Below are 16,798 nucleotides of genomic sequence, written 5' to 3' on the forward strand. Positions count from 1 at the left end.
CGCCACGATATGCGCCGCTCGCCGCGGGCGGAATGGGACCTGCCGGCGGAGCGCGGGTGGGGACAGCCCCACCACGCCGCTACGGCAGCAGGACGACCTTGCCGAACTTGGCGCCGGCGGCGAAGCGGTCGTAGGCGGAGGCCGCCTCGAACAGCGGGTAGGTCGCCGCGACGGGGACGGCGATCGCGCCGCGCTCCACGGCCGGCAGCACCTGCCGCTCGAGCGCGCGGGCCGTCGCCGCCTTCTCCTCCAACGGCCGCGCGCGCAGCGTCGAGCCGTGGATGCGGCCGCGCTTGGCCATCAGCTTCGCGAGGTTCAGCTCCGCCTTGGCGCCGGCGCCGATCCCGATCACGGCGATCCGCCCGCCGGTCGCCAGCGCGTCGACGTTCGCGCCGAGGTTGGGCGCGCCGACCAGCTCGAGGATCACGTCGAACGGGCCCTCCTGCTCGAACCCGTCGGGCGCGATCGCGGTCGCGCCCAGCGCGCCGACCCGCTCCCGCATGGCGGGGTCGCGGACGGTCGCGGTGACGCTGGCGCCGGCCGCGCGCGCGATCTGGATCGCGGCGGTCCCGACGCCGCCGGCGCCGCCGTGGACGAGCAGCCGCTCGCCCGCGACGAGGCCGGCCTGCGTGACGATCGCGTCGTGGGCGGTCGTGAAGACCTCCGGGAAGCCGCCGGCGGCCGGCCAGTCGAGCGCGTCGGGCACCGCCATCAGCTGGCGCTCGTGGACGACCGCCAGCTCCGCCTGACCGCCGCCGCCGACGATCGCCATCACGCGGTCGCCGAGCGCGAAGCGGGTCGCGCCCGGACCGAGCGCAGCGACCTCGCCCGCCAGCTCGAGCCCCGGTATCTCCTGCGGCGAGCCGGGCGGCGCCGGGTAGCGGCCGCGACGCTGGAGCATGTCGGCGCCGTTGAGGCCGGCGGCGCGGACGCGGACGAGGACCTCGCCGGCGCCGGGGACGGGATCGGGATGCTCCGCGACGACGATCTCCCCGTCGCGGATCGTGGCGGCACGCATGGCGGCGCAGTCTACCCCCGCTTCGACCGACCGACGCGTCGGTTCTCGCGCGGGGCGTCCGAGAACTGTGCGAGAGTACGCACGCGTTCAGCAAACCGCTGGGCCGCCGAGGAGAGAGATCGCCGTGCACCTGCTGCCGACCAGCCTTCGATCGCTGCCGCCGATCTGGCGGGAGAGCTCCGTGCCCGCCGAGGCCGCGGCGCTCGTCGTCGACCCGATCTTCCGCGGCCGCGGGATGCCCGCGGGGCACGGTCGCCCGGTGCTGCTGATCCCCGGCTATCTCGCCGGCGACGCCTCGCTGTCGGCGATGGCGGGCTGGCTCGAGCGCGGCGGCTATCGCGCCGAGCGCGCCGGCATCCGCCTCAACGTCGGCTGCGGCGGCGCGACGATCGACCGGCTGGAGGCGCGCCTGGAGGCGCTGTCGGCCGCCGCCGGCGATCGCCGCGTCACGCTGGTCGGGCAGAGCCGCGGCGGCGCCCATGCGCGTGCGCTCGCCGGCCGCCGCCCTGAGCTGGTCAGCGGCGTCGTCACGCTCGGCGCGCCGCTGATCGACCCGCTGATGGTCCACCCGGTCGTGCGCGCGAACGTCGAGCTGGTCGGTCGGCTGGGGACGCTCGGCGTGCCCGGGCTGCTGCAGACGAGCTGCAGGGACGGCGCCTGCTGCGAGCCGCTGCGGGAGGCGCTGCGCGCGCCGCTCCCGCCGGAGGTCGGCTACGTCTCGATCTACTCGCGGCGCGACGGCATCGTCGACTGGCACGCCTGCCTCGACGAGGGCGCCGACCACGTCGAGGTCGACGCCTCGCACCTCGGCATGGGCTTCCACGCCGAGACCTATCGGCAGATCGCGGCGGCGCTGCGCCGCTTCCGCGACGCCGAGCTGGAGACCGACGCCCCCGGCCGCGTGCTCCCGCTCGCCGCCGCTGCGTAGCGCCCTCAGGGCGTCATCAGCGCGATCGGCAGCGCGAGGCCGGCGGCGCGGCGCAGCGAGGCGATCCGCCGGCCCGGCTGGACGGCGTCGCGGATCGGGCTGACGCGGTCGCCGAGATCGGCGACGGCGGCGTCGAGGTCGGCGCAGCGCAGCGCCAGGCCCCAGAAGATCGCCGGCCGCTCCGCGTCGCCGCTGCGCGCGACGACCTCCGCGGGCTCCTGGACGACCTCGACGATCTCGGCGCCGAGCCGGAAGAACGCCTGGCGCGGCGCGCCGGTCGGCGTCGGCTGCTCGCGGACCCGGCGCAGGCCGAGCCCTGCCGCCTCGAACGCCGCGATCGTGCGGTCGAGCGCAGGCGAGATGACGACGACGTGATCGATCGCCTCGACGCCGTTGGCGTGGGCGGGAGCGGCGGGGCGGTCGGCAGCCGCGCGCTCCCCGGAGCGAGCGGCGCCGGCGGCAGGCGAACCGGCGCCGGCGGTCGCGACGCCACCGGCGGACGGACCGCCGTCGCCGGACGGAGCGGCGCCGACGACGCCTGCGTCGCGTCCGTCGGCGCGTACCGTGGCGAGGCCGTCGAGGCCGCGATCGCCAGCCGCGTCGGCGAGCCCGCGCAGCGTCCAGGAGACCAGGCCGCGGCCGGCCGCGCGGCCGGCGAGGCGGAGGTCGACCGCGCCGATCCGGCAGCGGTCGCCGTCGACGGCGAAGCCGAGCGCGGCCCAGGCGCCCGGCTCGTCGGCGACCGTCAGCTCCTCGATCGTCACCATCGCGGCGGCGATGCTACCGCCGCCGCGCCGCCGATCCGCCGCTACGCGCGCTCCAGCAGCGCGACGCACTCGATGTGCGGCGTCTGCGGGAACATGTCGACCGGCCGCACGCGCCGCAGCACGTAGCCGGCCTCGACCAGCTGCGCGGCGTTCGGCGCCAGCGTCGTCGGGTTGCAGGAGATGTAGACGACGCGCTTGGGGGCCGCGTCGATGATCCGTCTGACGACCTTCTGCGAGAGGCCCGCCCGCGGCGGGTCGACGACGACCGTGTCGGGCGTGCCGGCCTTCGCGACCAGCTCTCTCAACGCGGTGCGCACGTCGCCGGCGAAGAAGCGGGCGTTGTCGATCTCGTTCAGCTTCGCGTTGGCGATCGCGTCGGCGATCGCCGGCTCGACGATCTCCAGCCCCCACAGCTCGCCGGCGCGCGGCGCCATCGTCAGGCCGACGGTGCCGATCCCGCAGTAGAGGTCGTAGAGCCGCTCGAAGCCGGCCAGCCCGGCGTACTCGCCGGCGAGGCCGTAGAGCTTCTCGGCCATCTCCGTGTTGACCTGGAAGAAGGCGTGCGGCGAGATGCGGAAGGTCATCCCGTTCAGCTCCTCCTCCAGGTAGTCGGTCCCGGAGATGAGCGTCGTCTCCCCGCTGGTCGTCGTCTCGCCGAGGCCGTCGTACTGGGTCCACAGCAGGCCGTCGGCGTCGACGGCGTCGGCGAACGCCTCCTCGTCGAGCCGCCCCGGCATCGTCACGAGCCGGACCTGGAACTGACCGGTGCGACGCCCCTCGCGCACGACGCAGTTGCGCAGGAAGCCGCGACGGGTGCGGCGGTCGTACGGCTCCAGCCCCTGCTGCCTGCAGAAGGCGAGCACCTGCTCGCGAATCGCGTTGCCGCGCTCGGAGGCCAGCAGGCAGTCGTCGATCGGGACGATCCTGTCCCACTCGCCGGGCGCGTGGAAGCCGAAGACCAGCTCGCCTCTCTCGGCCGTCCCCTCGGTCCCGAACGAGTACTCGAGCTTGTTGCGGTAGCGCCACGTCTCGACCGCCGGGACGATCGGCTCCAGCTCGAAGCCGCCGAGCTTGCCGAGACGGCGCAGCGCGTCGTCGACCTGGCGGGCCTTGATCTCCAACTGCCGCTCGTACGGCATCACCTGCCACGGCGCGCCCGGATGCTGCGCGAGCGGCGCGATCCGGTCGGGGCTCGGCTCCAGCACCTCGGTCGTTATCGCCTCGCCGTAGTCGCGCTTGGTCTTGGTGACCTTCGCACGCACCCTGTCGCCGGGGATCGCGCCGTGCACGAACAGGACGTATCCCTCGTGGCGCGCGACGCCGTTGCCGCCGAAGGCGAGGTCGTCGATCGTCAGCTCGAGCTCGGCGAACCGGGGCGGGCGCTGCTTGCGTGGGGTGGCTGGAGGCGTGCTCATGCGGACGCTTAGGATGGCAGGCTCATGGAACTGGCCGCGTACCGGGAGCAGGCGGAGGCGTTCGTCGCCGAGCTGGGCGACGCATACCACCGTCACTACGCCGGCCTCGACGACGGCTTCGCGGTCGAGGAGATCTACGCGCGCCACGCCGCGCTCTTCAGCCGCGAGGCCGTCGAGCGGCTCGGCGAGGCGGCGGCCGCCGCGGACGACGTCGCCACGGCCGGAGCCGGGGGCGAGGACGCGGCGCGCCGGCTGCGGATGCTGCGCGACTTCGCCGTCGAGGGACATCTCGGCCGCGCGACGGCCGCGCTGGCCGAGCGGCTCGCCGAGCGCGAGGCCGGCCTGCGACTCGACGTCGGCGGCACGATGCTCGGCTTCCGCGAGTCGGCGGTCGCGCAGGCCAACGAGCCCGACCGCGAGCGGCGGCTCGCGATCGAGCGAGCGCGGCTGGAGGCGACGGCCGAGGCGCTCAACCCGCTCCACCGCGAGGCGCTCGAGCGCACGCGCGAGCTGACGGCCGCGCTCGGCTGGCCGAGCTACCGCGCGCTCTGCGCCGAGCTGAAGGGGCTCGACCTCGCGTCGCTGTCGCGCCAGACCGAAGCGTTCCTGGAGGCGACCGACGCCGCCTACGGCGACGTGCTCGCGCCGGCGGTCGAGCGGACCGTCGGGGTGCCGCTCGCGCGGCTGGCACGCGCCGACCTGCCGTGGTTCTTCCGCGCGCGCGACGAGGACTCGGCCTTCCCGGCCGAGCGGCTGCTCGGCGCCTACGAGGCGACGCTCGCCGGGATGGGCCTGGAGGCGACCGCCGGCGGCCGCGTCCTGCTCGACGTCGAGCCGCGCCCGCGCAAGTCGCCGCGCGCCTTCTGCGTCGCGGTGAGAGCCCCGCGCGACGTGCGGCTGGTCGTCGCGCCGGTCGGCGGGCGCGACGACTACGTCGCGCTGCTGCACGAGGGCGGCCACGCGCAGCACTTCGCGCACGTCGACGAGTCGCTCGCGTTCGAGTACCGCCACCTCGGCGACAACGCGGTGACCGAGGCGTTCGCCTTCCTCTTCGACCACCTCGCCGAGGACCCCGAGTGGCTGCGCCGGCGGCTCGGCGTGCGCGACGACGACGGCGCGCTCGCCGTGCACGCGCGCGCCGCGCGGCTCGTCTACCTGCGGCGCTACTGCGCGAAGCTCGCCTACGAGCTGGTCGCCCACGGCGAGGAGCCGCCGGGCGACGCGCTGCTGGCCGACGTCTACGCCCGCGCGCTGTCGGGCGCGATCGGCGTCGCGTGGCCGACCGAGACCCATCTCGCCGACATGGACGACGGCTTCTACGTCGCCGCCTACCTGCGCGCCTGGGCGCTGGAGACCCACCTGCGCCGCTGGCTGCGCGACCGCTTCGGCGGCGCCTGGTTCGAGGTGCCCGAGGCGGGTGCCGCGCTGCGCGCGCTGTGGCGGGAGGGTCAGCGCCTGACGGCCGAGGAGCTGCTCGCGTCGTTGACCGGCGAGACGCTCGACTTCGGCATGCTCGCCGCCGACCTCGGCCTCGCGCCGGCCTGACGCTACCCTGCGCGGCGCTCCGCCCGCTCCAACCCAGCTGGTGTAGATCCGGCCCAGTCGGCGCGGTAGCGTGGGCGGCATGAGCGAGACGAGGAGCGGGGCCCTGCCACTGACCGGCGGCTGCAACTGCGGCGCGGTGCGGTTCGAGGTGCGGGCGCCGTTCGAGACCGCCGGCTACTGCCACTGCGTCCGCTGTCAGCGACGGTCCGGCTGCGCGTCGTCGCCCGGCGGGATGGTGTCGGCGGCGCAGTTCGCGGTCGTCGCCGGCGCGGACGTCGTCGCGACGTGGCGGCCGGAGGGCGGCAAGCCGAAGTCGTTCTGCGCGCGCTGCGGCGGCCACCTCTTCTCGGGCGACCCGCACGGCGGCGCGGAGGAGACGATCGGGGTGCGGCTCGGCGCGCTCGACGGCGACCCCGGCATCCGGCCGCAGTGGCATCAGTGGGTCGCCTCCGCACCCGCGTGGGAGCCGCTGCCCGACGACGGGCTGCCGCGCTTCGACGGCCCGCGGCCGCGCTGAGCGCGGCGAAGGGGACGGAGGGCGCGCGGCCGGGAACGCGCGGCGGGCCGGCGGTCGCGAACGCGCGGCGGGCGCACGGCGGTGAACGCGCGGCAGGCGCACGGCCCCGAACGCGCGGCGGGCGCACGGCGGTGAACGCGCGGCAGGCGCACGGCCCCGAACGCGAAGCGGCCGCGCTGGGAGCGCGGCCGCTGTCGCGTGATGACGGCCGGGCGGAGGGCCGCCGCCGTGGAGCTCAGTCGCTCAGCCGAGCCTTCTCTCGACCGCTCGCCGCGCCTTCTCGGCGTGCTGGACGAGCTTGTCGACCGACTCGGCGCGGCGCGACTTCGCGCTGCGCTCCTCGAGCCTGCGCGACAGCGCCTCGAGCTGGTCGATGCCCTTGCCGAGCAGCTCGTCGAGGTTGGCGAGCACGTCGTCGGTCTGCTCGCGCCCGCGACGGACGAGCTCGGAGACGAGGTCGTTGGCGTCTCCCCTCGTCACGCGGCCCCTCTCGACGGCCTCGTCCATCGCCTCCTGGATCCGGTCGGCGGCGAGCATCACGAGGTTCATCGGCTCGAGCACCCGGTCGGAGAGCTGCTCGCGGATCGCGCCGACGACCTGCGAGATCGCGTCGCCGTCGCCGTTCGCGCGGACGCTGGAAGCGGCCTCTCTGACGGCGGCGGCCGCGTCGACCGCGGGTGCGGCTCTTCTGACGGCCGGTCTTCTCGCGGCCGGTCTTCTGGCAGCTCGTCTGGCGGCCGGTCTTCTCGCGAGCGCTCTTCTCGCCGCCGGTCTTCTCGTCGCCGCTCTTCTCGCGGCCGGTCTTCTCGCCGCCGCTCTTCTCGCGGCCGCTCTTGTCGCGGCCGGTCTTCTCGCCGCCGCTCTCCTCGCGGCCGCTCTTCTCGCCGCCGGTCTTCTCGCCGCCGCTGTTCTCGCGACCGCTCTTCTCGCCGCCGCTCTTGTGGCGACCGCTCTTCTCGCCGCCGCTCTTGTGGCGACCGCTCTTCTCGCCGCCGCTCTTCTCGCGGCCGGTCTACTTGCCGCCGCTCTTGTGGCGACCGCTCTTCTCGCCGCCGCTCTTCTCGCGGCCGGTCTACTTGCCGCCGCTCTTCTCGCGGCCGGTGCTCTTCTCGTCGCCGCTCTCGGCGATCTCTCCGCTGCAGCGCCTCTGGCCGTTCTCGCGGCGGGCGCTCTCGCGGCGGGTCTTCTGGTCGCCGTCGCTCTTCTCGGCGTCGCTCTCGCGGCCGCCGATCTGCGCGCAGTCGCTCTTCTAGCGGCGGCGGACGATACGGGGGACTTCGGCTGCGGCATGACGGCTCCTCAGAAGCATGGTGGAACGACCGGTCGGCGCGAGGCTACCGCAGCGGGAAGAAGAGCAGCTACCGAACCAGCAGTTCGAGCAGGGCTTTTTGCGCGTGGCGACGGTTCTCGGCCTGGTCCCAGATGCGCTGGCGGTCGCCGTACAGGACCTCAGCGGTGATCTCGTCGCCGGGGTGCGCGGGCAGGTCGTGGAGGGCGACCGCGTCGTCGGCCGCGAGATCGAGCAGGGCGTCGTCGACGCGGTAGTCGGCGAGCGCGGCGCGACGCTCCGCGGCCGTCTCCTCGTCGCCCATGCTGACCCACACGTCGGTGTAGACGACGTTGGCGCCGCGCACCGCCTCGGCCGGGTCCTCGAACAGCTCCGCGCCGATCCCGTCCTCCAGCTGGTAACCCTCCGGCGCGGCGACGCGGATCTCCGCGCCGGCGCGCGAGCCGACGATCGCGAGCGAGCGGGCGACGTTGTTGCCGTCGCCGACGTAGGTGAGGACGACGCCGTCGAGCGTGCCGAACGTCTCCTTCACCGTGACGAGATCGGCGAGCGCCTGACAGGGGTGATGGCCGGCCGTCAGCATGTTGAAGACCGGGACGGTCGCGTACTGCGCAAGCTCCTCGATCAGCTCGTCGCCGTGGGTGCGGATGCCGAACGCGGCGACGTGACGCGAGAGGACGTAGGCGGTGTCGCGGACCGGCTCGCCGCGGCTCAGCTGCATCTCGTCGGGGCGCAGGATCACCGGGTTGCCGCCGAGCTCGAAGACGCCGGTCTCGAACGAGAGGCGGGTGCGCGTCGACGGCTTCTGGAAGATCAGCCCGACGCTCTTGCCCTCCAGCGCGCGCGACGCGTGCGGCGCCGCCTTCAGCTCGATCGCGCGGTCGATCAGCGCGATCAGCTCGTCTCTGCTCAGCTCTGCTCCGGTGAGGAAGTGGCGCGGCACGCGCGCCAGTGTACGTTCCCGACGTGGCTCTGCGCGTGCTGACCTGGAACCTCTTCCACGGACGGGCGCTCCCGCCGCGCAACCGCGACCTGATGCACGAGTTCTCGGAGTGTCTGCGCACCTGGGAGTGGGAGGTCGCGCTGCTGCAGGAGGTTCCGCCGTGGTGGCCGTCCGTCCTCGCGGTCGCCTGCGACGCGCGGCAGTCGACCGCGCTCACCTCGCGCAACCAGCTGCTGCCGCTGCGGCGCGCGCTCGCCCGACGGTGGCCCGAGCTGGTCAAGTCGGGCGGCGGCGGGGCGAACGCGATCCTGCTGCGCGACGGCGCGATCACCGCGACGGCGCGACGCCGGCTCGCGCTCTGCCCCGAGCGCCGCGTCGTCCACGCCGTCCGCGACGACCGCGGCCGCTGGTTCGCCAACCTCCACGCCACCGTCCACGACGACCCGCAGGCGCGCCGCGAGATCGCGACCGCCCGCGCGGCGACGCTTCGCTGGGCGGCCGGCGCCCCGCTCGTGCTCGGCGGCGACTTCAACGTCCGCGACCCGTCGCTGCCCGGCTTCGTTCACGCGGGCGGTCAGAAGGTCGACCACGTCTTCGCGACCGGCGGGCTCGCGCCGGTCGCCCCGCGCGAGCTGCTCGACCGCGGCGACCTCTCCGACCACGCGCCCGTGCGCGTCACGCTCGCCGATCGGCGGTGACCTCTGTCATCCAATGCGTGCTGAGCATGCACTGGATGACAAAGGTCCGCGCGGGGAGCGGAGCGCGCGCTGGAGCCGGGCGCGCGGGGAGGCGGGCGCGGGCGGGGGAGCCGGGCGCGCGGGGAGCCGGGCGCGGGCGGGCGAGCCGGGCGCGCGCTGGAGCCGGGCGCGGGCGGTGCCTCAGCCGCGCGCGCGGAAGCCGAAGCCGCGCAGCGTCAGCAGCGCCTTCTCGCCCAGCGTCCCGTGTCTCGGCAGCACGCCGAGCTGCGTCGCGGCGTCGTAGAGGTCGTAGAAGGCGCGCACGCGCAGCAGCCTCCCGGCGCGCAGCTCGCAGTAGAAGAGGCAGTGGATGACGACGAAGCGGCCGGTCGCGGGGAGGCCGTCGACCGCCTCGCGATGGGTGCCGGCGAGCTTCGCGGGCGCGGCGACGTAGCGGCCGTCCGTGAGCCGCTCGCCGGCGCGCTCGAGCCGCACGTCGGGGAAGCCCGACCACAGTCTCGCCGCGAGCGCGCCGAGCTCGTCGAAGCCGATCGCCGGCTCCTGCGTGAGCGGGTCCTCGTAGTGCACGTCGGGATCGCAGACGGCGGCGAAGGCCCCTGCGTCGCGGCCCGACCAGGCCGCCTCCCAGCCGTCGAGCAGCACGTCCACCGGCCGGCGGGCGACGTCGCCCGCGCTGTCTTCCGCGGGCTCCTCGCCGGCCGGCCTGAACGGCTCCTCAGCCATCGACCAGTCCGAAGTCGGGCAGGCCCGCGTCGGGGGTCGAGGCCTCGGCGTGCAGCCGCCGCGGGATGCGACCGGCCAGCCGCGCCAGCCGTCCCGCCTCGACCGCGCCGCGGATCGCGCGCGACATCGCGCTCGGGTCGTGGGCGCGCGAGACGGCGCTGGCGCACAGCACCGCGTCGCAGCCGAGCTCCATCGCCAGCGCCGCGTCGGAGGCGGTGCCGACGCCGGCGTCGAGGATCACCGGCAGCTCGGTCCGCTCGCGGATGATCGCGAGGTTGTAGGGGTTGTTGATCCCCATGCCCGACCCGATCGGCGAGCCGAGCGGCATCACCGCCGCGCAGCCGACGTCCTCCAGCCGACGCGCGAGGATCGGGTCGTCGGTCGTGTACGGCAGCACGACGAAGCCGTCGTCGACGAGGATCTCGGCGGCGGCGACCAGCTCGATCGCGTCGGGCAGCAGCGTGCGGTCGTCGCCGATCACCTCGAGCTTGACCCAGTTGGTCTCGAACGCCTCGCGCGCGAGCTGCGCGGTCGTGACGGCGTCGCGGGCGGTGTAGCAGCCGGCGGTGTTCGGCAGCAGCTCGACGCCGGCCTGCGCGATCACGTCCATGATCGAGCCGCGCGCGGCCGGGTCGACGCGCCGCAGCGCGACGGTCACCAGCTCGGTGCCGCTGACGCGGATCGCGTCGCTCATCGCCTCCAGCGACTGGAAGCCGCCGGTCCCGAGCAGCAGCCGCGAGCGGAACGCTCTGCCGGCGATCACGAGCGGGTCCTCGGCGGGAGCCCTCGACGGCGGCGACGGCGGATTGGTCTCGACGGTGCTCATCTCAGCCTCCCTGGATCGCCATCACGACCTCGACCTGCGCGCCGTCGGCGAGCGGCGTGTCGGCCCACGCGCCGCGCGGGACGACCTCGCGGTCGACGGCGACGGCGACGCCGCGGCTGTCCTCGGTCACGTCGAGCAGGGCGACGGCGGCGGCGACGGTCGCGCCAGCGGGCAGCTCCCGCTCCTCGCCGTTGAGGCGGATCGTCATGCGGCGACTTCCTTCTTGGTCGTGTGGGTGAAGCGCGCCGGCGTGAACGGCGCGGAAAGGTCGGGCGGCGGCGCGCCGGTCAGCGACGCCACCAGGATCTCGGCGGTGATCGGCGCGAGCAGGATCCCGTTGCGGTGGTGGCCGGCGGCCCAGTGCAGGCCGCGCAGCGCGCCCGCGCCGAGCGCCGGGGCGTTGTCGGGCGTGCCCGGCCGCAGGCCCGCCTCCTGCTCCTCGATCACCAGCTCCCAGATGCCGGGGATCAGCTCGCTCGCGTCGCGCAGCAGCTCGAAGACGCCGCCGGCGGTGACGGTCGTGTCGAAGCCCTGCTCCTCCATCGTCGCCCCGAGCACGTAGCGGCCGTCGCCGCGCGGCACGATGTAGCCGGGGTCCATCCGCAGCACGCGCGTCAGCAGGCCCGGGCCGGCGGGGTCGCGCAGCCGCAGGATCTGGCCCTTGACCGGCCGCACCGGGACGCGCGCCGCGTCGGGCAGGCCGCCGAGCAGCCTCGTCCATGCGCCGGCCGCGACGACGACCTGGTCGGCCGCGATCGTCTCGCCGGCGCCGCCCGCGCTCGCGAGCGTGACGCCGGTGACGCGGTCGCCGTCCGTCTCGACGCGCTCGACGGGCGCGCCGGTGCGGATCTCGCCGCCCCCGGCCCGCAGCGCGGCGGCCAGCGCGACGACGAGCCGGCGCGGGTCGACGGCGTGGTCGTCGGGGACGTCGAGCGCCAGCCGCAGCGTCGGCGCCAGCGCCGGCTCGCGGCGGCGCGCCTCGCTGCCGAGCAGCCGCTCGACCTCCAGCCCGAGCGTCGCGCGCATCGCCCGCTCGCGGTCGAGCGCCTCGGCCTCGTCGCGGTCGCGCGCGACGACGAGCGTGCCGCAGCGCAGGAAGCCCGGGTCCTCGCCGCCGGCGTCGGCGACCTCGGCGACGAAGTCCGGGTAGCGCGCGGCGCTCTCGAGCCCGAGCGCGAGCAGCTCGCGCTCGGCGATGTTCGCCTCGCTGACCGGCGCAAGCATCCCGGCCGCCGCATGGGTGGCGCCGCGACCGAGCTGGGCGTCGCGCTCCAGCACCACCGTGCGCAAGCCGCGCTGCTGCGCACGCCAGGCGACGCTGAGGCCGATGATTCCGCCGCCGACGACGGCGACGTCGAAAGATGAGTGCGTTCGCTGGGGCACGTGCCTCCTTCCCTGCGCCGGCATTATCCGGATCAGGTCGTGACGGTCGGCGGTGCGTGCTCACCGCCCTCTCAGCCCGCTGCTGGGCTCCCGTGCAGGCGATGGTAGCGCGGGGGTGGCGGCGCCGGGCGTCGAGCCCGCGGCGGATCCAGCCCGCACAGCGGCATGGAGCGGCTGCCGCGCCCGCCGGGAGGGGACGCGGAGCCCGGTTCCGGGCATCACCTGCCGACAGCCGTGCTCGGCACGGGACCGAAACGGAGGGGCGTGATGAGCGAGACGTTCGTGTTGATCGGGGCCTACGAGCGCGAGGCCGACGCCGAGGCCGACCTGGAGGCGGTGCGCGAGCTGCACCGGGACGGGCTCGTCGGCACCTACGACGCGGCGGTCGTCCGCCGTGACGAGGACCACCGCGTGCACGTGCGGCGGCACGAGAAGCCGACGCAGCACGGCGCCTGGACCGGGCTGGCCGCCGGCGCGCTGCTCGGCGTGCTGTGGCCGCCGTCGCTGGTCGGGACCGCGCTCGCGGGCGGCGCCTTCGGCGCGCTCGTCGGGCACATCTGGCGTGGGCTGCCGCGCCACGCGCTGAAGGAGCTCGGCGAGACGCTCGACGCGGGGCAGGCGGCGCTGTTCGTCGTCGGCGAGTCGACCGTCGAGGAGGCGGTGCGCGACGCGGTCCGGCGCGCCGACAAGCTCGTCGCCAAGCAGATGAAGGCGGACGCGAAGGAGCTGAGGAGAGCGCTCGACGACGCCGAGCGGGAGGAGACGACCGCCGCCGCCTCCCCCTGAGGCCTCCGCGCACCGGCCGCGGTCCCCCGCGGCGCGCGGGTGCAGAGCGCGCCGCGGGGGAGCGCGGCCGGTGCGGCAGGTCATGCGGCCCGGCACGCGACGCGGGCGATCGCACGAGGCTGGCAAGATGGAGGGCAGATGTCCCCCTCCGGCACCGACCGGCGCGCGCGGCTCGCGAACGCGCGCCTCTATCTCGTCTGCGACGCGCACGGCGACGGGCGCGACCTCGCCGCCTTCCTCGACGCCGCGCTGCGCGGCGGGGTCGACCTCGTGCAGCTGCGCGACAAGCACGCCGACGACGACGCGATCCTCGCCGCCGCCCCCGCCTTCCGCGCGGCCGCCGACGCCCACGGCGCGCTGTTCGTGCTCAACGACCGCCCGGACCTGGTCGCCGCGACCGGCGCCGACGGCGTCCACGTCGGACAGGACGACATGCCGATCGCCGCCGCCCGCGACGCCGTCGGCGCCGACCGGATCGTCGGCCTCTCGACGCACACGCCGGAGCAGGTCGACGCGGCGAGCGCGGCCGGCGCGGCGGGGACGATCGACTACTTCGCCGTCGGCCCGGTCCATGCGACACCGACGAAGCCGGGGCGTCCCGCCGTCGGGCTCGCGCTCGTCGAGCACGCGGCGAGCGCACCGCGCGCGGTGCCGTGGTTCGCGATCGGCGGGCTCGACACGACGACGATCGGCGCCGCCGCGGCGGCCGGCGCGACGCGCGCGGTCGTCGTGCGGGTGCTGACCGGAGCCGACGACCCGGAGGCGACGGCGCGCACCCTGCGCGGCGCGCTGGAGGTGCGCGTTGGGGCAGCGTAGCCGCAAGCGCTCGGCCCGCTCCGGCGCGGCCGGATCGGCGCGCGGCGCGGCCGACCCGGCGACGCGAGCCGCGCGGGGTGCCCGGACCGGCGACGCGACGCCGTCGCGCAGCGGCGCCGGCACCGTCGGCGGCTCCGCCGAGCCGCCGCGCCGCAGACGCAGAAGCTCCGAGGAGCGGGCCGCCGAGGCGCGCGCCCAGCTCGTCCCGCTCGCCGACGGCGAGCGCCCCGGCGCGGTCACGGTCGCGGCGGTCGTCTCGGCGGTGCTCGGGATCCTCGTGATCGTCGGCTACCTCAACGGGGCCCGCGTCGGCGGCGAGGGGAGCATCGGCGGCGCGCTGTTCCTGACCGCGATCTTCCTCGTCGCCGCGTGGGGGATGTGGAGGGTCAGATACTGGGCGGTGCTCGGTTTCGAGGCGCTGCTCGCCTTCCAGCTCGTGATCGCGTCGCTGTCGCTGATGGTCGCCTCCAACTGGTGGGCGGCGCTGCTGTGCGTGTCGCTGATCGTGCTCGGCGGCTGGCTGTTCTGGAAGCTGATCCGGGCGATGGCGCGCATCCAGATGCCCGAGCGGCGACCCGCCCGCTGAGCCGCTGCGGGACCGCCCTCCGCGACGTCTCTCTGGCGCGCCGACAGGCTGGCGCGACATGCGCCGCGGCGATCTGTTAGGCGCACGGCGTCCGCAAAGGGCGTTCGTATAGTCTCGAACCACCATGCCCGAAACTGCTTATGACTGCATCGTGATCGGTTCCGGTCCCGGCGGCTACGTCGCGGCGATCCGCGCGGCGCAGGTCGGGTTGCGGACTGCTGTCGTCGAGAAGGACCAGATCGGCGGCCGGTGCCTCAACTACGCGTGCATCCCCGCGAAGGTCGTCCTGCGCTCGGCCGACATCCTCTCCGAGATCGACGAGGCCGCCGAGTTCGGCATCGCCGTCGAGGGCCGCTCGGTCGACTTCGACAAGGTCCAGGATCGCCGCAAGAAGGTCATCAGAACGATGACCGGCGGCGTCGGTGGGCTCTTCAAGAAGAACAAGATCGACGTCATCGAGGGTGTCGGCTCGGTCACGGCCGACGGCAACGTCGTCGTCGGCGGGACCACCTACGAGGCGACGAAGGGCGTGATCCTCGCGACCGGCTCGGTCAAGCGCCCGATCCCCGGCACGACCTTCGAGGGCCGCGTGATCGGCACCGAGGAGGTCTACGCGCTGCCCGAGCAGCCGAAGTCGCTCGCCGTCGTCGGCGCCGGCGCCTCAGGCGCGGAGATCGCCTCGGCCTTCCAGCGGCTCGGCACCGACGTGATGCTGTTCGAGGCGCTCGACCGCGTGCTGCCGACCGAGGACGCCGACATCTCCAAGCTCGCCGAGCGCGGCCTGAGAAAGCAGGGCATGAAGGTCTTCACGAGAACGCTCGTGGAGAACGTCGAGGCCGGTGAGAAGAGCGTCAGATTCACCTACAACGGCGAGCCCGCCGAGGTCGACTACCTCGTCATCGCCGCCGGCCGCGGCGCCGACGTCGAGGGCCTTGGGCTCGACGAGGCCGGCGTCAAGGTCGACGACAGAGGCCTGATCGAGGTCGACCGCGCGCAGCGCACCTCCGTCAAGGGCGTCTGGGCGATCGGCGACATCGTCCCCGGCCCCGCGCTCGCCCACAAGGCCTCCGAGGAGGGCATCATCGCCGCCGAGGACATCGCCGGCATGACGACCCACCCGTTCGAGTACGTCGACGTCCCGCGCGCGACCTTCTGCACGCCGAACGTCGCCAGCTTCGGCCTCACCGAGGCGCAGGCGAAGGAGCAGGGCTACGACGTCGTCGTCGGCAGAGTCCCCTACGGCGCCGTCGGCGCCGGCACGGTCTACGGCGACCGCGCCGGTCTGATCAAGCTGATCGGCGACAAGAGATACGGCGAGCTGCTCGGCGGTCACATCATCGGCGCGAAGGCGACCGAGCTGATCCAGGAGCTCGTCAACGCGAAGGCGCTCGAGGGCGGCTACCCCGAGGTCGCGCGCATCGTGCACGGCCACCCGACGCTGTCGGAGGGCGTCATGGAGGCCGCCCGCGACGCGGACGGCTGGCTCATCCACGGCTAGGAGCCTGGGCGGGGAGCGACTCGTCGGCATGTCGTCGCTCCCCCTCACGCAGCACCCGACGGCCGCGCCTCCCAAGGAGGCGCGGCCGTCGTTCTTCTACGACCTCGGCGACGCCGAGAGCTGGCTCGCCGCCGAGCGCGTCAACGGCGCGCTGCCGGTCGTGCCCGAGTGGGTGCCGGTCGACGCGCGGCGGCTCGGCGGCGCGGCGGACGACCCGCTCGACCGCGACGCGATCGAGCGGGTCGCGCGCGAGCGCGGCCTGCAGCCGCTGCGCTGGCCGGCGACGTGGCCGCCGGCGTCGCGCGAGGCGCTGATCGCCGCGACCTACGCGAAGCAGACCGGTCGCGCCGTCGCCTTCTCGCTGGCCGCCTTCCGTCAGGCGCTCGCAGGCGGCCGCGACCTCGGCGATCGCGACACGGTTTTGCTCGCCGGCGCCGCCGCCGAGCTGCACCCGCGCGCGCTGACGCAGGCGCTCGAGCGGGGTGCGGTCGCGGCGGCGCTCGACGATGCGACGGCGGCCGCCGCGGCCGCCGGCGTGCGCCGCGTGCCGGCGGTGCGCGTCGACGCGGAGGTCTTCCACGGGGACGCCGGCGTCGACCGGGCGGCGCGGGTGCTGGCCGGCGGGCGCGGAGGTGCCGGCGGCGGTGCGCAGCGCGCGGACGGCGGCACGGACGGGAGTGTCGCGTGAAGGCCAACCGCGCCTTTCGTCTGCTGGTCGCGCGCGAGGGGCGCGGGCCGGCGATCTTCGCGCCGCGCGACCGGCTCGACCGGGTCGAGGTCGTCGAGATCGACAGCGGCGAGTCGGTGCTGTTCTGGGACCTTCCGCCGCGCGAGGCGCGGCGGCTCGCCAACGCGCTGCGAGAGGACATGGCGCTGATGGAGGCCGCCGACTTCCTCGACGCCTGGCGATCGGCGCAGGAATGAATTCTTCCGCTGCGCGGAACGCTCTGCCCACGACCCCCCGAGCGGGGGAATCGTGGCGCCGAGCGGGGGAATCGCGGCCGTGGGCAGACCGGGCCGGCGAACGCCCCTCCGCTATCTTGCGACAGACGGCCGATACC

Annotated in this window: 19 protein-coding genes and 1 riboswitch; of the genes, 10 read left to right on the forward strand and 9 right to left on the reverse strand. The window is 75.1% G+C overall.

Going from position 1 to position 16,798, the window contains the following annotated elements:
• Window positions 1–79: 79 nt before the first annotated feature.
• On the reverse strand, window positions 80–1,018 hold the full coding sequence (locus BDZ31_RS22900) for an NAD(P)H-quinone oxidoreductase (RefSeq protein WP_183345534.1): 939 nt from the start codon (window positions 1,016–1,018) through the stop codon (window positions 80–82).
• Between the two features lie 124 nt (window positions 1,019–1,142).
• On the opposite strand from BDZ31_RS22900, the gene BDZ31_RS22905 reads away from it, so the two are divergent.
• Complete coding sequence (locus BDZ31_RS22905) at window positions 1,143–1,946, forward strand: alpha/beta fold hydrolase (RefSeq protein WP_183345536.1); 804 nt, start codon at window positions 1,143–1,145, stop codon at window positions 1,944–1,946.
• Window positions 1,947–1,951: 5 nt separating this feature from the next.
• Here the strand turns inward: BDZ31_RS22905 and BDZ31_RS22910 are convergent, their stop codons facing one another.
• The gene (locus BDZ31_RS22910) at window positions 1,952–2,713 is read right to left on the reverse strand and encodes a VOC family protein (RefSeq protein ID WP_183345538.1); all 762 of its coding nucleotides are present in this window, start codon (window positions 2,711–2,713) and stop codon (window positions 1,952–1,954) included.
• A 41-nt stretch (window positions 2,714–2,754) separates the two neighbouring features.
• Window positions 2,755–4,128 (reverse strand): 23S rRNA (uracil(1939)-C(5))-methyltransferase RlmD, encoded by a 1,374-nt coding sequence (gene rlmD / locus BDZ31_RS22915; RefSeq protein ID WP_183345540.1) that lies wholly within the window; start codon window positions 4,126–4,128, stop codon window positions 2,755–2,757.
• Between the two features lie 24 nt (window positions 4,129–4,152).
• Between rlmD and BDZ31_RS22920 the strand changes: the two genes are divergently transcribed.
• Window positions 4,153–5,673, forward strand: a complete 1,521-nt coding sequence (locus BDZ31_RS22920) for a gluzincin family metallopeptidase (protein ID WP_183345543.1) — start codon at window positions 4,153–4,155, stop codon at window positions 5,671–5,673.
• A 79-nt stretch (window positions 5,674–5,752) separates the two neighbouring features.
• Window positions 5,753–6,190 carry a GFA family protein gene (locus BDZ31_RS22925; protein WP_183345545.1) on the forward strand — a complete coding sequence of 146 codons (438 nt, stop codon included), beginning with the start codon at window positions 5,753–5,755 and terminating at the stop codon, window positions 6,188–6,190.
• 243 nt (window positions 6,191–6,433) lie between these two features.
• Here BDZ31_RS22925 and BDZ31_RS22930 read toward each other — a convergent pair whose 3' ends face one another.
• Both BDZ31_RS22930 and argF read right to left on the reverse strand, forming a co-directional pair.
• Complete coding sequence (locus BDZ31_RS22930) at window positions 6,434–7,480, reverse strand: hypothetical protein (RefSeq protein ID WP_183345547.1); 1,047 nt, start codon at window positions 7,478–7,480, stop codon at window positions 6,434–6,436.
• 68 nt (window positions 7,481–7,548) lie between these two features.
• Window positions 7,549–8,421: an ornithine carbamoyltransferase gene (gene argF, locus BDZ31_RS22935; protein ID WP_183345549.1), complete on the reverse strand. Its 873-nt coding sequence runs from the start codon at window positions 8,419–8,421 to the stop codon at window positions 7,549–7,551.
• Window positions 8,422–8,444: 23 nt separating this feature from the next.
• On the opposite strand from argF, the gene BDZ31_RS22940 reads away from it, so the two are divergent.
• Window positions 8,445–9,119, forward strand: coding sequence for an endonuclease/exonuclease/phosphatase family protein (locus tag BDZ31_RS22940; protein ID WP_183345550.1), 675 nt, complete (start codon window positions 8,445–8,447; stop codon window positions 9,117–9,119).
• Window positions 9,120–9,299: 180 nt separating this feature from the next.
• Here the strand turns inward: BDZ31_RS22940 and BDZ31_RS22945 are convergent, their stop codons facing one another.
• The 4 genes from BDZ31_RS22945 to thiO all read right to left on the reverse strand — a co-directional run bounded on the left by BDZ31_RS22945 (window position 9,300) and on the right by thiO (window position 12,051).
• On the reverse strand, window positions 9,300–9,842 hold the full coding sequence (locus tag BDZ31_RS22945; protein ID WP_183345552.1) for an ester cyclase: 543 nt from the start codon (window positions 9,840–9,842) through the stop codon (window positions 9,300–9,302).
• Window positions 9,835–10,668 (reverse strand): thiazole synthase, encoded by an 834-nt coding sequence (locus BDZ31_RS22950; protein WP_183345554.1) that lies wholly within the window; start codon window positions 10,666–10,668, stop codon window positions 9,835–9,837. Before BDZ31_RS22950 ends, BDZ31_RS22945 begins: the two co-directional genes overlap by 8 nt.
• A 1-nt stretch (window position 10,669) precedes the next feature.
• Window positions 10,670–10,876, reverse strand: coding sequence for a sulfur carrier protein ThiS (gene thiS / locus BDZ31_RS22955; protein WP_183345556.1), 207 nt, complete (start codon window positions 10,874–10,876; stop codon window positions 10,670–10,672).
• Complete coding sequence (thiO, locus tag BDZ31_RS22960) at window positions 10,873–12,051, reverse strand: glycine oxidase ThiO (protein WP_221243284.1); 1,179 nt, start codon at window positions 12,049–12,051, stop codon at window positions 10,873–10,875. Before thiO ends, thiS begins: the two co-directional genes overlap by 4 nt.
• Window positions 12,043–12,155, reverse strand: a riboswitch (TPP riboswitch). It overlaps the preceding gene by 9 nt.
• A 163-nt stretch (window positions 12,156–12,318) precedes the next feature.
• Between thiO and BDZ31_RS22965 the strand changes: the two genes are divergently transcribed.
• The 6 genes from BDZ31_RS22965 (at window position 12,319) to BDZ31_RS22990 (ending at window position 16,661) form a co-directional block, all read left to right on the forward strand.
• A complete protein-coding gene (locus BDZ31_RS22965; RefSeq protein WP_183345560.1) occupies window positions 12,319–12,837 on the forward strand; it encodes a DUF1269 domain-containing protein in 519 nt (172 codons plus the stop codon).
• 138 nt (window positions 12,838–12,975) lie between these two features.
• Complete coding sequence (gene thiE / locus BDZ31_RS22970; RefSeq protein WP_183345562.1) at window positions 12,976–13,653, forward strand: thiamine phosphate synthase; 678 nt, start codon at window positions 12,976–12,978, stop codon at window positions 13,651–13,653.
• Entirely contained in the window at window positions 13,640–14,239 is a 600-nt protein-coding gene (locus BDZ31_RS22975; protein WP_183345564.1) for a hypothetical protein, read from the forward strand. The genes thiE and BDZ31_RS22975 overlap by 14 nt, the downstream gene beginning before the upstream one ends.
• 151 nt (window positions 14,240–14,390) lie before the next feature.
• Complete coding sequence (gene lpdA / locus BDZ31_RS22980) at window positions 14,391–15,737, forward strand: dihydrolipoyl dehydrogenase (protein ID WP_343075678.1); 1,347 nt, start codon at window positions 14,391–14,393, stop codon at window positions 15,735–15,737.
• A gap of 28 nt (window positions 15,738–15,765) precedes the next feature.
• Window positions 15,766–16,425, forward strand: coding sequence for a DsbA family protein (locus tag BDZ31_RS22985; protein ID WP_183345568.1), 660 nt, complete (start codon window positions 15,766–15,768; stop codon window positions 16,423–16,425).
• Entirely contained in the window at window positions 16,422–16,661 is a 240-nt protein-coding gene (locus BDZ31_RS22990) for a hypothetical protein (RefSeq protein ID WP_183345570.1), read from the forward strand. Before BDZ31_RS22985 ends, BDZ31_RS22990 begins: the two co-directional genes overlap by 4 nt.
• Window positions 16,662–16,798 lie beyond the last annotated feature (137 nt).

The sequence above is a fragment of the Conexibacter arvalis genome, from assembly GCF_014199525.1.
Classification (GTDB): Bacteria; Actinomycetota; Thermoleophilia; order Solirubrobacterales; family Solirubrobacteraceae; genus Conexibacter; species Conexibacter arvalis.

What these genes read in the sequence shown, in the direction of transcription:
- BDZ31_RS22930 (WP_183345547.1), bottom strand. Translation starts at nt 7,480, where the DNA reads ATGCCGCAGCCGAAGTCCCCCGTATCGTCCGCCGCCGCTAGAAGAGCG.
- BDZ31_RS22910 (WP_183345538.1), bottom strand. Translation starts at nt 2,713, where the DNA reads ATGGTGACGATCGAGGAGCTGACGGTCGCCGACGAGCCGGGCGCCTGG.
- BDZ31_RS22925 (WP_183345545.1), top strand. Translation starts at nt 5,753, where the DNA reads ATGAGCGAGACGAGGAGCGGGGCCCTGCCACTGACCGGCGGCTGCAAC.
- rlmD (WP_183345540.1), bottom strand. Translation starts at nt 4,128, where the DNA reads ATGAGCACGCCTCCAGCCACCCCACGCAAGCAGCGCCCGCCCCGGTTC.
- BDZ31_RS22950 (WP_183345554.1), bottom strand. Translation starts at nt 10,668, where the DNA reads ATGAGCACCGTCGAGACCAATCCGCCGTCGCCGCCGTCGAGGGCTCCC.
- BDZ31_RS22945 (WP_183345552.1), bottom strand. Translation starts at nt 9,842, where the DNA reads ATGGCTGAGGAGCCGTTCAGGCCGGCCGGCGAGGAGCCCGCGGAAGAC.
- thiS (WP_183345556.1), bottom strand. Translation starts at nt 10,876, where the DNA reads ATGACGATCCGCCTCAACGGCGAGGAGCGGGAGCTGCCCGCTGGCGCG.
- BDZ31_RS22965 (WP_183345560.1), top strand. Translation starts at nt 12,319, where the DNA reads ATGAGCGAGACGTTCGTGTTGATCGGGGCCTACGAGCGCGAGGCCGAC.
- BDZ31_RS22900 (WP_183345534.1), bottom strand. Translation starts at nt 1,018, where the DNA reads ATGCGTGCCGCCACGATCCGCGACGGGGAGATCGTCGTCGCGGAGCAT.
- BDZ31_RS22920 (WP_183345543.1), top strand. Translation starts at nt 4,153, where the DNA reads ATGGAACTGGCCGCGTACCGGGAGCAGGCGGAGGCGTTCGTCGCCGAG.
- BDZ31_RS22985 (WP_183345568.1), top strand. Translation starts at nt 15,766, where the DNA reads ATGTCGTCGCTCCCCCTCACGCAGCACCCGACGGCCGCGCCTCCCAAG.
- thiE (WP_183345562.1), top strand. Translation starts at nt 12,976, where the DNA reads ATGTCCCCCTCCGGCACCGACCGGCGCGCGCGGCTCGCGAACGCGCGC.